The organism is Arthrobacter sp. EPSL27 (assembly GCF_001512305.1).
GTDB lineage: Bacteria > Actinomycetota > Actinomycetes > Actinomycetales > Micrococcaceae > Arthrobacter.
Map to the genome: position 1 here is coordinate 1,099,947 of NZ_LNUT01000005.1, position 14,891 is coordinate 1,114,837.

At 69.8% G+C, this 14,891-nt stretch carries 11 protein-coding genes and 1 pseudogene; 7 read left to right on the forward strand and 5 right to left on the reverse strand.

The genetic code is table 11. The features are described from left to right. Positions 1–59: 59 nt before the first annotated feature. Together topA and AR539_RS16030 are read right to left on the reverse strand one after the other, a co-directional pair. Positions 60–2,798: a type I DNA topoisomerase gene (gene topA / locus AR539_RS16025; protein WP_066439100.1), complete on the reverse strand. Its 2,739-nt coding sequence runs from the start codon at positions 2,796–2,798 to the stop codon at positions 60–62. Between the two features lie 133 nt (positions 2,799–2,931). Then, complete coding sequence (locus tag AR539_RS16030) at positions 2,932–3,582, reverse strand: ArsR/SmtB family transcription factor (protein WP_066439102.1); 651 nt, start codon at positions 3,580–3,582, stop codon at positions 2,932–2,934. 189 nt (positions 3,583–3,771) lie between these two features. Here AR539_RS16030 and AR539_RS19130 point away from each other — a divergent pair. After that, a pseudogene (locus AR539_RS19130) lies at positions 3,772–4,926 on the forward strand (MFS transporter); the annotation flags it as partial. A gap of 36 nt (positions 4,927–4,962) precedes the next feature. Here AR539_RS19130 and AR539_RS19730 read toward each other — a convergent pair. Continuing rightward, on the reverse strand, positions 4,963–6,582 hold the full coding sequence (locus AR539_RS19730) for a DUF7059 domain-containing protein (protein WP_066439105.1): 1,620 nt from the start codon (positions 6,580–6,582) through the stop codon (positions 4,963–4,965). 74 nt (positions 6,583–6,656) lie between these two features. Then, positions 6,657–7,418: a MerR family transcriptional regulator gene (locus AR539_RS16040; RefSeq protein WP_066439108.1), complete on the reverse strand. Its 762-nt coding sequence runs from the start codon at positions 7,416–7,418 to the stop codon at positions 6,657–6,659. A gap of 270 nt (positions 7,419–7,688) precedes the next feature. Here AR539_RS16040 and srmL point away from each other — a divergent pair, with 270 nt between their 5' ends. The 4 genes from srmL (at position 7,689) to AR539_RS16060 (ending at position 10,632) form a co-directional block, all read left to right on the forward strand. Beyond that, positions 7,689–8,855 (forward strand): PheS-related mystery ligase SrmL, encoded by a 1,167-nt coding sequence (srmL, locus tag AR539_RS16045; protein ID WP_066439111.1) that lies wholly within the window; start codon positions 7,689–7,691, stop codon positions 8,853–8,855. Between the two features lie 44 nt (positions 8,856–8,899). Next, positions 8,900–9,358: a hypothetical protein gene (locus tag AR539_RS16050; protein ID WP_066439114.1), complete on the forward strand. Its 459-nt coding sequence runs from the start codon at positions 8,900–8,902 to the stop codon at positions 9,356–9,358. Positions 9,359–9,450: 92 nt separating this feature from the next. Then, positions 9,451–10,020, forward strand: coding sequence for a hypothetical protein (locus tag AR539_RS16055; protein WP_157361032.1), 570 nt, complete (start codon positions 9,451–9,453; stop codon positions 10,018–10,020). Between the two features lie 72 nt (positions 10,021–10,092). Then, the gene (locus AR539_RS16060; protein WP_082699402.1) at positions 10,093–10,632 is read left to right on the forward strand and encodes a DUF6023 family protein; all 540 of its coding nucleotides are present in this window, start codon (positions 10,093–10,095) and stop codon (positions 10,630–10,632) included. Between the two features lie 10 nt (positions 10,633–10,642). Here the strand turns inward: AR539_RS16060 and trhO are convergent, their stop codons facing one another. After that, positions 10,643–11,536 carry an oxygen-dependent tRNA uridine(34) hydroxylase TrhO gene (gene trhO / locus AR539_RS16065; protein WP_066439118.1) on the reverse strand — a complete coding sequence of 298 codons (894 nt, stop codon included), beginning with the start codon at positions 11,534–11,536 and terminating at the stop codon, positions 10,643–10,645. A gap of 192 nt (positions 11,537–11,728) precedes the next feature. Between trhO and AR539_RS16070 the strand changes: the two genes are divergently transcribed. After that, entirely contained in the window at positions 11,729–12,421 is a 693-nt protein-coding gene (locus tag AR539_RS16070; RefSeq protein WP_066439120.1) for a GNAT family N-acetyltransferase, read from the forward strand. A 76-nt stretch (positions 12,422–12,497) separates the two neighbouring features. Further along, positions 12,498–14,885, forward strand: a complete 2,388-nt coding sequence (locus AR539_RS16075; RefSeq protein ID WP_066439123.1) for a DEAD/DEAH box helicase — start codon at positions 12,498–12,500, stop codon at positions 14,883–14,885. The last annotated feature ends 6 nt before the right edge of the window (positions 14,886–14,891 follow it).

Consider the following 14,891-nt stretch of genomic DNA (forward strand, 5'->3'; position numbering starts at 1 on the left):
CGGAATCACCGGAAAATTCCGGCGATTCCGAACGTATCCGGCGACGTCGTCGCGCCTGATTACTTCTTGGCTGCAGCCTTGCGGGCGGGCGCCTTGCGGGCCGGGGCCTTGCGCTTGACCGGGCCCTTGGCACGCTTCTCGGCGAGCAGCTCAACGGCCTGTTCGCGGGTGAGCTCCTCCAGCGAGGTGGTGCGCGGCACGGTAATGTTGGTGACGCCGTCGGTGATGTACGGGCCGAACCGGCCTTCCTTCACCACGATGTTCTTCTCCGAGACCGGGTCCGGGCCAAACTCGGCCAGCGGCGGGACGGCGGCGCGGGCGCCGCGCTGCTTCGGCTGGGAGTAGATCTCCAGCGCCTGCTCCAGCGTGATGGTGAAGATTTCCTCTTCCGAGCCGATGGACCGGGAGTCCGTGCCCTTCTTCAGGTAGGGCCCGAAGCGGCCGTTCTGCACCGTAATGGGGTTGCCCTCGGCGTCCTGGCCGAGCACCCGGGGCAGGCTCATGAGCTGCAGGGCCTCATCCAAGGTGACGGTGTCCACGCTCATCGAGGCGAACAGCGACCCGGTGCGGGGCTTGGCCTTCACAGGTTTCTTCGGCGGCTTCGGCTTGCCGTTCTTGTAGTACTCCACGGGCTGGCTGGCCAGCTGTTCCTCGGTCATTTCCGGAATGACCTCGGTGACGTAGGCGCCGTAGCGGCCGTTCTTGGCGACGACGGTGTGCCCGGTGTGCGGGTCCTCGCCGAGCACCCGCTCCTCCGGGGCCGCCGTCTCCATCAGCTCCACGGCCTTGGCCGCGGTCAGCTCGTCCGGCGCGAGGTCCTCGGGGACGTTGGCGCGGGCGGACTCCACCACTTCGCCGGTCTTCGGATCCACAGTCGGAACGGAACTCTCCAAGTACGGCCCGAACTTGCCGACGCGCAGCGTGATGCCCTCGGTGATCGGGATGGAGTTGATTTCGCGGGCGTCGATCTCGCCGAGGTTGTTGACGATGCTCAGCAGCCCGGGTTCGGAATCCTCGCCGAAGTAGAAGTGCTTGAGCCAGGCGGGGCCGGCCTCCTGGCCGTTGGCGATCTTGTCCAGGTCCGCTTCCATGTCGGCCGTGAAGTCGTAGTCGACGTAGTCGTGGAAGTGCTGCTCCAGCAGCCGGATCACGGAGAACGCGATCCAGCTCGGCACCAGCGCGGAGCCCTGTTTCCGGACATAGCCGCGGTCCTGGATGGTGGAGATGGTGGAGGCGTAGGTGGACGGGCGCCCGATGCCCCGCTTTTCCAGCTCCGCGGTCAGCGACGCTTCGGTGTAGCGCGGCGGCGGGGACGTCTCGTGCCCGACGGCGACGATGTCCGAGGCGGTGAGCGCATCGTCCTTGGCCACGTTGGGCAGCCGGCGGGCCTCGTCGGACTCGTCGTCACCGCGGCTCTCATCCTTGCCTTCTTCGTAGGCGGCGAGGAAGCCGGGGAAGGTGATGACCGTGCCGGAGGCCGAGAACTCGGCGTCCCGGCCGTCGGCCGCGCCGCCGGAGGTGACCGCACCGAGGCGGATCGTGGCGGTGGAGCCCTTCGCGTCGGCCATCTGCGAGGCGACGGTGCGCTTCCAGATCAGTTCGTACAGGCGGAACTCGTCACCGGAAAGCTGCTGGGCCACCTGCGCCGGGGTGCGGAAGGAGTCACCGGCGGGGCGGATGGCCTCGTGGGCCTCCTGCGCGTTGGCGGCCTTGCCGCTGTAGACCCGCGGGGACGCGGGGACGTACTCGGGGCCGTACAGCTCCGAGGCCTGGCGCCGGGCGGCCGTGACGGCCTCGTTGCTCAGCGCGGAGGAGTCGGTACGCATATAGGTGATGTAGCCGTTTTCGTACAGCCGCTGGGCCACCTGCATGGTGCTCTTCGAGGAGAACCGCAGCTTGCGGCCGGCCTCCTGCTGCAGCGTCGAAGTGGTGAACGGCGCGGCCGGGCGCCGCGTGTACGGCTTGGTGTCGACCGAGCGGACCTTGAAGTCGGCGTTCTGCAGGCCGGCGGCCAGGGCTGTGGCGAGTTCCTCGTCGAGGTGCACCACATTGCGGGACGTGAGCTCGCCGTTGTCGTTGAAGTCGCGGCCGCTGGCCACCTTGGCGCCGTCCACCATGGCAAGTTTCGCTTTGAAGGAGCCTGAGTCCGCGCCGAACTGGCCGGTCAGGTCCCAGTAGGAGGCCGCCTTGAAGGCCATCCGCTCACGTTCGCGGTCCACCACCATGCGGGTCACCACGGACTGCACGCGGCCGGCGGACAGGCCGCGGGCCACCTTGCGCCACAGCACCGGGGAGATCTCGTAGCCATAGAGGCGGTCCAGCACGCGGCGGGTCTCCTGCGCGTCCACCAGGTCCTGGTCGACGTCGCGCAGGTTGTCCATGGCGCGGTGGATCGCTTCCTTGGTGATTTCACCGAAGGTCATCCGGTAGACCGGCACCTTGGGCTTGAGCACTTCCAGCAGGTGCCACGCGATGGCCTCGCCCTCGCGGTCCCCATCGGTTGCGAGATAAAGAGCGTCAGCGTCTTTGAGCTGGGCCTTGAGTTCGGCGACCTTTTTCTTCTTGTCCGGGGACACCACGTAGTAGGGCTTGAAGTCGTTGTCGATGTCGACGGCGAACTTGCCCACCGGGGTTTTCTTCAGTTCCGCGGGGAGTTCCGACGGCTGCGGGAGGTCGCGGATGTGACCAATGGAGGCCTCAACGATGAAGCCCTCGCCGAGGTACTTGGCGATGGTCTTGCTCTTGGCGGGAGACTCCACAATCACGAGTTTCTTACCGGTTTTGGCCTTGCTTGGCACGGTGCTCCTACAGAAAAAGGTTTCTCGGGCAGATGAGCCCATACCCGCCTAGTTCACCATATTTTGCGGATTCCCGCGCATCCTGCCTGAAATCAGGGGCGTCCGGACGCGACTTCCGGGCTGCCCGGAATGCTCAGGGCGACGCCGGAGCCTTGCCGCGGTCATCCGGGATCATCGACCACATGGTGGCCATGCGCTCGGCGCCTTCGGGGACGTGGTCCGGGTCCTCCAGCTCGTAATCCCGCAGCAGGTCGAAGAGCCGGTTGTTCAGCTCAGCCCGCTGGTCCGGGGTCAGGTAGAGCAGGTTGCTGGCCAGCACCACGGACGAGGAGTCCCCGGCCTCGCCGCGCTGGCGCCGCTCGTCGCGGTCCTTGGCGTAGGCGTTGACACGCCGCCGGTAGGCGTCCAGTTCGAGGTCCAGGACGGCGAACTCGGGGCTGGCCACTCCCCCGCCCGAATTGATGGTGAAGTCGGTGCCCGCAGCTTTCCAGCGGCGCTCCCTGGCGTCGCCGGCCGTGGGGGCCGGCACCACGATGCCCCACTTCTGCAGGGCGCGCAGGTGGTAGCTCATGGCACTCGGCGTGAGGCCGGTCTGCGCCGCGAGCTCGGTGGCCGTCCGGCTCACCTGGGTTGAATACAGTTCGGAAATGACCTCCAGCCGGGCGGCGTGGGCCAGCGCCCGGATCGCCTTCGGGTCGGTGATTTCCACTTTCTTTTCCGGGCGCTGCCGGCGTTTGGCCGCCGGCGCTGCCGGCGGCTCCGCCGGGGAGGATTCTGCGTTCACCCCTCCAGTCTATCGAGCACCGCCAAACTATGAAAGAAATGCTTGACATTGCATCCCGGCGGCGCGTAGCTTGCCTTTATGAAACAGGTCCTTCACACCTTGCCGGGTAGGCCCCAGGCCGAGCAGCCCCTCTGGCGGAACCGCGATTTCCTCCTCGCCAGCAGCGCCCGCTTTTCTGCCACGGCCGGCATGGGCGCCGTCATCATCAGCGTCATGCTCCACCTGCAGAACCTCGCCGCGGCCGGGCAGACCGCCATCGCCAGCCCCTGGCTGGTGGCCGCCTACCTGTTCTGCTCGGCGCTCCCCCTGGTGCTGCTGGCGCCGTGGGCCGGCCGGCTGGCGGACACCCGCGATTCCCGGACGCTGGCGACGGCGTCCTCCGTGGTCAGCGCCGCCGCGGTCGCCGGGATGGGACTGGGCATGCAGTTCCTGGACAACTACCTGCCGGTGCTGTTCGCCATGACCTTCCTCCTCGACACCGCCCAGGCCGTGGCCGGGCCCACCTGGCAGGCGCTCCTGCCCAGGATCGTGGGCGAGGAACGGACCCCGCGGGCGCTGGGCACCATGCAGGCCACCATAATGGTCGCCACCATGGTGGGTCCCGCCGCGGGCGGGCTCCTCAGCGGGTGGGGCGGATCCGGCCTGGTGTTTGCCGTGGCCAGCGGCTGCTACCTGGCCATGGGCGCCGGTGCCCTGCTGATCCGGACCCGGCGCGGCACCGCCGCAGAACGGGCCGGCAAGGACAAGCCCGCCCTGCTGGACGGGCTGCGCCTGCTCCGCCGCGACCGCCTGGTCTGGGCCCTGGTGCTGGGCGCCCTGTTCTTCATCACCGTCGGCGAGGCGACCAACGTCCTGGAAGTCTTCCTGGCCCGCGACGAACTCGGCGCCAGCGAAACCCAGTACGGACTGCTGGCGGCGTCGTTTGGGCTCGGCATGGCCGTGGGTGCCTCGCTGGCCGGGCGGATCAGGACGGCGCCGGCCCGGCTGCGCGCACTGCTGGCCGCCATGGCCCTCACCTCCGCCTTCCTGGGGATGATGGCCCTGGTGCCCAGCGTGGAGCTGCTGTTTGTGGCCTACACCGCCATGGGGACGGCGTGCGGCGTGCTGAACGCCTGCTTCGGGGCGATCGCCATCCTGCGGATCCCCGAAAGCGGGCGGGGCCAGGCGATGGCGATCCTCGGGGGCCTGACCCGGGCCGTCTCGATCGGGGCGCTGGCCCTGGGCGGACTGCTCGGCGCGCTGCTGCCCATCCGCATCAGCTTCCTGCTCGCCGGGGTGTGCGGGGTCCTGGTGGCGCTGGCCTGCGCCGCGTACGTCCTGCCGCGGTTCGGCAGCGAGGGCACGGCGGGTTCCCCGGCGGGACTTGCTGTACCGGCGGCCTCAGGCGGGCAGCAGGAAGCCGTCGCGCACCAGGTTCCCCACCTCGGTGAGGAGCCCGGCGCGGAAGGCCCCGGCGTCCCAGCCCTCGCCGCCGCCCAGCAGCGCCTCGAGGGCACCGATGATCTGCCCGGCGGTCAGGTCGCCGTCGCACGCTGAGACGAAGCCGGCCAGTTCGGTGCTCAACAGGTTGGTCCGCCGGAGGCCGGCGCCCTGGCGCAGCAGGATGACGCCGGGGTGTTCGGCCCCCGGGCGCTGGTGCCGCTCCTCGGTGACGTCCTCGGCCACCACCAGGTGCGCGTCCGCCACCTCGTGGCTGGCCAGCCAGTCGACACGTTCGACGGCGGCGCCCAGGTGCGGGCCGACGGGCTGCTCGATCGGATAGGCGATCTCCTCGAAGCGCCGCAGCACCGGCCGGCCCACGGGCCGCCGCAGCCAGATCATCCCGAAGCCGATCCCCTCGACGTTGCGGGCCGCGAAATCGTCCAGGTAGGCGGCGTAGGACTGCTGATAGAGCGCCCGGTCGCGGGCCGTGGAGGCGTCCTGCAGCCAGGTCTCGGCATACTGCTCCGGGGAGACCTGCTCGCGCTGGATCAGCCAGACGTCGGTGTCCGGCCCGGCCCAGCTCTGCGGGCGTTCCGCCCAGTCAGCCCCCGCCGGGATCTCCCAGTTGCCCAGGAGCTGGGCTGTTCCGCCGGGGGTGAGTATCCCGGGCAGGGCCCGCACCAGCGACGCGACGATCTCATCGCCCGGCAGGCCGCCGTCGCGGTAGGTGAACTGGTCCGCGGCGGCTTCGCCGAGGCTGCGCGGCGTGATCACGAACGGCGGATTGGAGACCACCAGCTCGAACTCCTCGCCGGCCACCGGGTCCAGCATTGAGCCCAGGCGCAGGCTCACGCGGGATTCCAGGGCCCCGGGGTCCAGGTGCAGCTCGCCGGCGTTGAGCAGCAGGTTGAAGCGGGTAAACGCGAGGGCGCGGGCGGAAATATCGGTGGCCGTGACGTGCTCGGCGTGGTGCAGCAGGTGGAAGGTCTGGATGCCGCAGCCGGTGCCGAGGTCCAGGGCCGTTGCCACGTGCCGGCGGGCCGTGACCTGCACCAGGGTGGTGGAGGCCTGGCCGATTCCCAGCACGTGGTCGTGGCGCAGCACCCCGGGGCGCTGGTGGGCAGCCAGATCGCTGGCCACCCAGAGCTCCGCCCCGCCGCTGCCGTCGTCATTTTTCTCCCAGCCGTAGGGCCGCAGGTCCACCTTCGCCTGGATCCGGCCGTCATCGGACGGCTCCACCAGGCCCAGTTCCAGCAGGCCCTCCGTGCGGAGGCCGGGCAGGGCGGCGTCAAGGGTGGCAGCGGGCTGCGCTTCGGCCAGCAGCCAGAGGCGGACGACGGCGGCGCGCGCCGCCGTCGCCCCCTCCGCCGTGCCCGCTTTTTCGGTCGCGATCAGCGCGGGGACCAGCTGGTCGCGGGCCAGGGCGCTGTGGGCGGCCGGGCCGAGCAGCCCGGCGACGCCGTCAACGGTGTAGCCGATGCCGCGCAGGTCCGAGGCCAGCGAATCCAGGAGGCCGGGGAGGTCGCTGCGGGGCGCATCGGGGGTGTTGCCGGCCGTGAAATGCGTTGAGGGAGTCACCGGACAAGCTTAGTCCCGGCCTGCCGCGGCCCCGGGCCCCGGTCCTGGAGGCGCCAGCCCTGGAGGCGCCGGCCCTAGAGGTGCCGGGCGGCGTAGATCCGCAGGGCGTCGCGGACAAACGCGGCTCCGGCTTGCCCGCCGTAGTTCGCGGCGAACCGCGGATCAGCGACGTACATCTCGGCGAGCCCGGTGACGTAGCCCTTCACGTCGCTGCTGCTGGCCGCCGCGGCCGGGGTGCCCGGGATTCCGGTGAGCCAGGCGACGTGCCGCCGGGCCAGGTCCTGCGCCTCGGCGCTGTCCGCCGCGGCGCCGGATTCCGCGGCGGCGTTCCAGTCGCTGCCCAACTCCCGGGACCGCTGCTGCCAGGCATCCTTCTCGGCCGGGCCCATCCCGCGCCACCAGGCGTCGCTGGTGGCGTAGGCTTCCTTGCCCCAGTGCTCCTCCACCTCGTCTTTGTAGTGGGTGTGGTCGAAGCCGTCGAACATCTCTTCCGCCATGATTCCTCCTCCTTCTGCCAGTCCTTCAAGCGTCCGCTCGACCGCGGCGATCTGCCGTGCCAGCCGGTCCTGTTCCTGCCGCAGCCACTCAAGGTGGCGGCCCAGCGCCCGGGCGGCATCCGGCTCGTGGTCAAGGACCTCTGCGATGGCTGGAAGGCTGAGCCCCAGGTCCCGCAGGAGCAGGATGCGCTGCAGCCGAACCAGTGCATCCCGGTCGTAGAACCGGTAGCCGTTCCCGCCGGTGCGGCTGGGTTTCAGCAGCCCGATGTCGTCGTAGTGGCGCAGGGTCCGGCTGGTGGTGCCGGCGTATCTGGCCGTCTGCTGCACGGACCATTCCATGTGCCTGCCTCCGTCCGCCGCCAGCCCTTTGCGGGCCGTACTTCGATGGTAAATCTTGACGTTGCGTCAAGGTCAAGCGTGGCCCCCTCGGGTGCCTGCCGCCTGCAGTACCATGGGCCGTATGCGCATGCAGCAGCGATTTACCAGCCCTCGGCCGCTTTCCGGCCGCACGGGCTTCTTGTCGCGCGCATAATTGCAGCCGCCGGGGTCCGTCCGGCGCAGCGGCTGAGGGTGAAGCTCCCCTCCCGCACTGACACCAAAGGACCCCTGATGAAGAACTATCTGACCCCCGCCGAGCTGCAGACCGCCTTGGCGCTCCGCGATTTGTCCGACCCCGCCCAGGGTCCCCACGCGATGTCCCTGCTGCTGGCGGAGATCACGTCGGCCCTGGAAAATCTCTGGGGCATCGGCGTGGACACCCACCGGCTCAGCCCGCTCGTGGCAACCGCGGACAACTACGACCGTCTGGGCTACTCCCCCGACGACGTCACCCGAGATTCGCGCTACTCCCGCCATGTCAGCCCCACGGTGATGCTGCGGAGCCACACATCGGCGGGAGTACCGGCCCTCCTGGACTCCCTCCGCCCGGAAATGGGGCACTACGACCGGCTGCACGTGCTGCCGGGCCTGGTGTACCGGCGGGATTCGATCGACCGCACGCACGTTGGCGCCCCGCACCAGGCGGACCTGTGGCGGCTCAAAGCGCGCGGCCTGCTCGGCGCCGCTGAGCTGGACCAGATGATGGCGGCCGTGGTGGAGGCCGTTCTCCCCCCGTCCGCCAACCCGGGCCTGGAGTGGCGTGCCACCCCGGCGTCCCACAGCTACACGGACACCGGCCGGCAGCTCGATGTGCTGGTGACCCAGCCGGACGGCAGCCGGGAATGGCTGGAACTGGCCGAGTGCGGCCTGGTGGCCGCGCAGGTCCTCCGCGGCTCCGGGCTGGATCCGCGCCGCTGGGCCGGCCTCGCCCTGGGGCTGGGCCTGGACCGGGCCCTGATGCTGCGCAAAGGCATCCGGGACATCCGTCTCCTGCGCTCGGAAGTGCCCGGCATCCAGGACCAGCTGCTGGACCTGGGCCCCTACCGTCCCGTGTCGGCCATGCCGGAGGTCCGGCGCGACCTGTCCCTGGTCCTCGGCTCCGCTGCAGAGGCCGACGTCGAACTGCTGGGCGACCGGGCACGGACCGCCCTCGGGCCGGACTCCGAGCTGCTGGCAGCCCTGGAGGTCAGGTCCGTCACGCCGGCGTCGGGGCTTCCGCCCGCTGCCGTCCACCGGCTCCGGCTCGCTCCCACCGAGGTGAATGTCCTGCTGCGGCTGGTCCTGCAGCCGCTGGACCGGACACTGACCGACGGGGAGGCCAATATCCTGCGCGACCGGGTCTATCTCGCGCTGCACCGGGGCCGGGTGCTGGAGCTCACCGCGGGGCCGGGCGCCTGACTCCGCCGGTCTGGAGCGCCCCGCAACAGCGGTAAGTTGGAGGGATGTTCTCCCCTCTGAACCCCGCCCGCGCGGCAACCCTTCGGCGGCGCGCCCGCAGCATCGCGGCGGGTGCCGCCGTCGTCCTGGCCGCCACGGCATGCTCCCCGGCCGGTTCCGTCGAATCCGCGGACGTGCCGGCCTGGAAGGCGACAGCGCTTCCCTCCGCCGGCGGGGTGGTGTTCGAGGATGCGGGAAAGATCCTCAACCGCGATCCGATCGTCAAAACCGCGCCGGAGGTTGCCCCCGGCACCTATATCCTGACCATTACCTGCGACGGCGGCGGCAAGGCATTCTTCGAGGTCACCCTGGACGATGCCCGGCTGGGCGAGCCCGGAGCGGCGTGCAACGGAAGCCGCGAGACCGCACGCATCAACGTCCCTGCCGCCGGAACGCTCCGCATCAGCGCCTCCAGCGTCGACGCCCCGCTGATTTACGCCTACCAGCTGGCGCCCGCCGAATAGCTGCCAGACCGGCACGCCCCCGCGTGACGAGCGCCCGTGTGACTTGCGCCTTTGTGACTTGCGCCCGCGGCCCCGGCCGTTAGGCTCGCAACATGTTTGCTACTGGGGGTATGCACCGGACGCGCCGAGCCGCCGCGCTCTTGGCGGTGACCGCCGTCGGGCTGGCCGGGTGCCAATACGCGGACGACGTCGGACCGGAACCGGCCGCAGCCAGCCCCTCCGCCCGGTCGCACCCTCCCAGGGCACCGCTGCCCACCAGGGACCCGCAAGTCGTGGCCGCCGAAGACCGCAATCTGCTGGAGCTCAGTACCGTCCTCGACGGCAGGGCGGAGGATTTCCTGTTCGGCGGATCGGGCGGGATCGGCGAGACCCCCGGCGCAGGATTCGCGACGTCCGGACCCGTGCGGAAGGCCGGCCAGTACAAGGTCACCGCAGCCTGCGTCGGGGCACCGGACGCGCACCTGTCCGTGACCCAGGGGGCCCGCGGGGGCGGCTCACTCCTGGAGCGCAGCATCGACTGCGGCACGTTGACCGAGGCGCTGGTCGACCTGGAGCCAGGGACCGTCTCGGCCCACCTGATCCGGTTCGGCGACGGTGTTCCCAGGCCCGGAACGGGCGCCGTCGCGGGGATCCGCATCAGCTTCACGGGTCCGGGGACGTAGACGGACCCAGGTGCTCCGGTTGACCGCCGCCCGACTCTGGCGCCGGGGCAACGGCGGGCTTAAAGTCAGCGTATGCCCACTCTTCCGGCGTCGGGCGTTCCCCGGATCCGCGCGGTTTCCGCCGTGGCGATCGTCCTTGGGCTGGCGCTGGGAACCGGCCTGGCCGGCTGCGCGTACGAATACGACGACGGTTTCGCCACCGCCACCGAGCCAACAGCTGCCCCGACGTTCACCGATGCGGCGCTGACGCCGGACCCCAGGCTCAATCAGCCCGTCTCCGGCGAAGAACTGGACGCGTGGGCGGCGGAGGCGCTCCCCGACACCGGGGAGCAGGTGTTCCACACCAACTACGGCGTCCTGGCGCCCGGGGAGGACCATGAGGAGAGCACCGCCAGCCTGCCCGCAGGCAGCTACGCGCTGACCCTGGCCTGCCGGAGCCCGCGGCGGGTGTCGTTCAGCATCGGCCACGGCGACATTGAACTGGTGGACCTGAACCTACGGTGCGGGACGTCGCGGGTGAACGTGGTCTATCTGCCGGCCGGCGTGATGCTGCAGATCAAGGTCGAGGCCCGGAGGGGTGCCAACTTCGCCTACCGGGTGGGCCGGATCTGACGTTCCCGGCTCAGGCGGCGCAGCCGTCCGGGCAGCGCAGCGTCTCCGGGCTGGCGGCGCAGTCCCGGCAGTACAGCGTCAGCGTGCGGCAGGACAGGTTGGAGCAGTTCTCGAACTTGCTGGTGGGCGCCGAGCAGCGGACGCATTCGCCGATGGTCTTCGCTTCGTCGCTGAACTCCAGGTGCATGCGCTTGTCGAACACGTAGAGGGAGCCCTCCCAGAGGCCCTGGTCCTTGAAGGTTTCGCCGTAGCGGACGATCCCGCCGTCGAGCTGGTACACCTCCTTGAAACCGCGGTTCACCATGAGGCTGGAGAGCACCTCGCAGCGGATGCCGCCGGTGCAGTAGGTGACCACGGGCTTGTCCTTGAGCCCGTCATACTTGCCGGAGTCGAGCTCCCGGATGAAGTCATGGGTGGTGGCGACGTCCGGGACAACCGCGTCCTTGAACTTGCCGATCTGGGCCTCGAAGCCGTTGCGGCCGTCGAAGAAGACCACATCCTCCCCCGACGCCTTCCGCGACTCCACCAGCTCGTGGAGCTCCTCCGGCTTGAGGTGCTTCCCGCCGCCCACGACGCCGCCGGCGTCGACCTTGAGCTCGCCTGGGGCACCGAAGGACACCACCTCGTCGCGGACTTTGACGCTCAGCCGGGGGAAGTCCGCGGCGCTGCCCTCGGACCACTTCACGTCGATGCCGTGGAAGCCCTTGTATTCCCGCGTGGTCTTCACGTACTGCTTGACCGCGTTCAGTTCACCGCCGACGGTCGCGTTGATGCCGTCCTTGGAGATGATGATGCGTCCGGTCAGCCCGAGTTTTTCGCACAGGGCGCGCTGCCAGAGCCGGATCGCCTCCGGGTCGGCGAGCGGGGTAAAGCCGTAAAAGAGCACAATTCTGTTCAAAGCCACGGTTAAAGGGTACCGGGCGGGGCCGGCCGCCGGCCTGCCGGGACGGGCTGCGCAGCCCCGGTCCGGGCCGGCTCCGGCCGCGCCGCCTCCGACCGGGTGCCGCCCGGGCCGTCCGGTCACAATTGCGTAAGCACGGCCGGTTCCCCGACCCGGCCCCTGTTGCTTGCGGCGGGACGGGAATAGTCTCATCACATGAGTCTTGAGGCCATGGTTGAAGACACCACGCACCTGCTGGAGATCTGGGTCACCGGCTGGGCCGGCTGCCGGGGTTATGAGATCCGCCGGGAGGGCCGGTTCCCGGCGGCGTTCAGGGCGGACACCACCCACGAATGGGAGTATTTCGCCCACGATCCGTCCGAGGCGGAGTTCGCGGCCCTGGCCGCCGCCACCGCGGAGGCACCGGCCCGGATCCTCACCGTCCTGACCAACGACACCGCGAAGTACACCTTCCTCGCCCAGCAGCACGGCCTCAACGTCACGTCGGCTTCGCAGACCATGATGATCGTGGACATGGAGACCCAGGACGCCGAGGATCCCTGGCTGCCGGATGACGACCTCCGGTGGGTGCCGTCGCGGACCGACGGCGTCCACCACGCCATGGTCTACGCCGGGGACGAGGTGGCAGCCAGCGGGCGGGTGTTCGTGGTGGACCACACGGCAATCTTCGACAAGATCGTCACGGAGCCGGGATTCCAGCGCCGCGGCCTGGGCAGCTTCATCATGCGGGCCCTCGCCGCCCAGGCTTTTGAGCACGACGTGGAAACCGGCCTGCTCCTCGCCTCCCTCGACGGGCAGAAGCTTTACTCGCACCTGGGCTGGACCCCGGTCTGCCATGTGCTGATGCTCTCGACCTCCGCGGAGGGCTCCGACCTGTCAGTCGGCTGACCGGGCCGGCTGGTACCGGGTTTCCCGGTTCACCCCGGCTCCCGGACGATTTGAGCTCGGGTGAAAGAATGGACGGGTGAACCCACATGAGTCCCTGATTCCGTTGCTGGGCCGCGGCCCGGACCCGGAACAGCTCCGCCATGTGCGCACCATCCCCGCCCGCCGGGCCGTGCATGCCCCCTGGCCCGAGTGGGTGCACCCTGACCTGGTGCAGGCCTACGGGTCGCTCGGGATCCACGAGCCGTACCGCCACCAGATCCAGGCCGCGGACGTCGCCCACGCGGGCGGCCACGTGGTCATCGCCACCGGCACGGCCTCGGGAAAGTCGCTCGCCTACCAGCTCCCGGCGCTGGACGCGGTCCACCGCTCCGAGCTGCGGGTCCTTGCCGATCCGGGCAAAATCCACGACGACGGCGCCGTCACCCTCTACCTCTCCCCCACCAAGGCCCTGGCAGCGGACCAGTTGGCCGCCATCCGGGCGCTGAAGCTCCCCACGGTCCGGGCCGAGACGTACGACGGCGACACGGACCCCGCGTCCCGCCGGTGGATCCGGGACCACGCCAACTTCATCCTCGCCAACCCGGACATGCTGCACTTCGGGATCCTGCCCAACCACGCGTGGTGGGCACGGTTCTTCCGCCGGCTCCGCTACGTGATTGTGGACGAGGCCCACAGCTACCGCGGTGTTTTCGGCTCCCACGTGGCCAATCTGATGCGCCGGCTGCGCCGCATCTGCGAGTACTACAGCCCTGACGGCTCGGGGCCGGTGTTTATTGCGGCGTCCGCCACTGCGTCCGAGCCCGGAACCTCGTTCGGCCGGCTCATCGGCGCACCGGTCCGTGCCGTGGCAGAGGACACTTCGCCCCACGGCGCCACCACGGTCGCGTTCTGGGAACCGGCCCTTACCGAGCTCAAGGGTGAAAACGGCGCCAAGGAGCGCCGCACCGCCGTCGCGGAAACCTCCGACCTGCTGGCAAACCTGGTGTCCTCGCGGATCCGGACCATCGCCTTCATCAAGTCCCGGCGGGGTGCCGAGACCATCGCTTCCATCACCAAGCGCCTCCTCGTCGAGGTGGATCCCAGCCTGCCGCAGCGGGTGGCTGCCTACCGTTCCGGTTACCTGCCGGAGGAGCGCCGCGCCCTGGAGAAAGCGCTCCGGTCCGGCGAGCTGCTGGGGGTCTCCAGCACGTCGGCCCTGGAGCTGGGCATCGACATCTCCGGCCTCGACGCCGTGCTGGTGGCCGGGTGGCCGGGCACGCGGGCGTCGCTGTTCCAGCAGATCGGCCGGGCCGGCCGGGCCGGGCAGGATGCCATCGCAGCGTTTGTGGCGAGCGACGACCCGCTGGACACCTACCTGGTGAACCATCCCGAGGCGATTTTCGATGTCTCGGTGGAGGCCACGGTTTTCGACCCGTCCAATCCCTACGTACTGGGACCCCACCTGTGCGCCGCCGCCGCCGAGCTGCCTCTGGGGTACGCGGAACTGGACCTGTTCGGCGCGACGTCGGAGAAGCTGCTGGACCGGCTGGTGGCCCAGGGCTACCTGCGCCGCCGCCCCGCCGGATGGTTCTGGACCCACCCGCAAAGCGCCGCGGCCATGGTGAACCTGCGGGCCGACGGCGGCGGGCCGGTGAGCATCGTGGACGCGGAAACAGGTTCCCTGCTCGGGACCATGGACTCGCCGCAGACCCACTACCAGGCCCACACCGGTGCCGTGTATGTCCACCAGGGCGAGAGCTACGTGGTGGAGGACCTGAACGAGGACGACCACTGCGTGATGGTGCGACGGGCCAACCCGGATTACTACACCACGGCCCGGGACGTGACCCAGATCGAGGTGCTCGAGACGCTGCGCACCACCCAGTGGGGCGACGTGGCGGTGCATTTCGGGGATGTGAAAGTGACAACGCAGGTGGTGTCCTTCCAGCGCAAGGCCCTGATCTCCAACGAGATCCTCGGTGAGGAACCCCTCCAGCTCGGCGCCAGGGACCTGTTTACGAAAGCGGTCTGGTTTGTGGTGGACAACCGCTCGCTGACGGGTGCGGGGCTGATCGAGGCGCAGTTCCCCGGCGCGCTGCACGCTGCCGAGCACGCAGCCATCGGCCTCCTGCCGCTCGTTGCCTCCAGCGACCGCTGGGACATCGGCGGGGTCTCCACCGCCATCCACGCCGACACCGGGGTGCCTACCATCTTTGTGTACGACGGCCACCCCGGCGGGGCGGGCTTCGCCGAGCGGGGCTACGACAAGGCGCGGGTCTGGCTCGCCGCGACCCGCGATGCCATCAAGGCCTGCGAATGCGAGTCGGGCTGCCCGTCATGCGTGCAGTCGCCCAAGTGCGGCAACAAGAACAACCCGCTCGACAAGGACGCGGCCGTCACCCTCATCGATGTGCTCCTGAAGGACGCCACGGACCAGATGCACACCGGGCTGTCCGACCACGCCGCCGCACCGCTGCAGACCTAGCCCTGT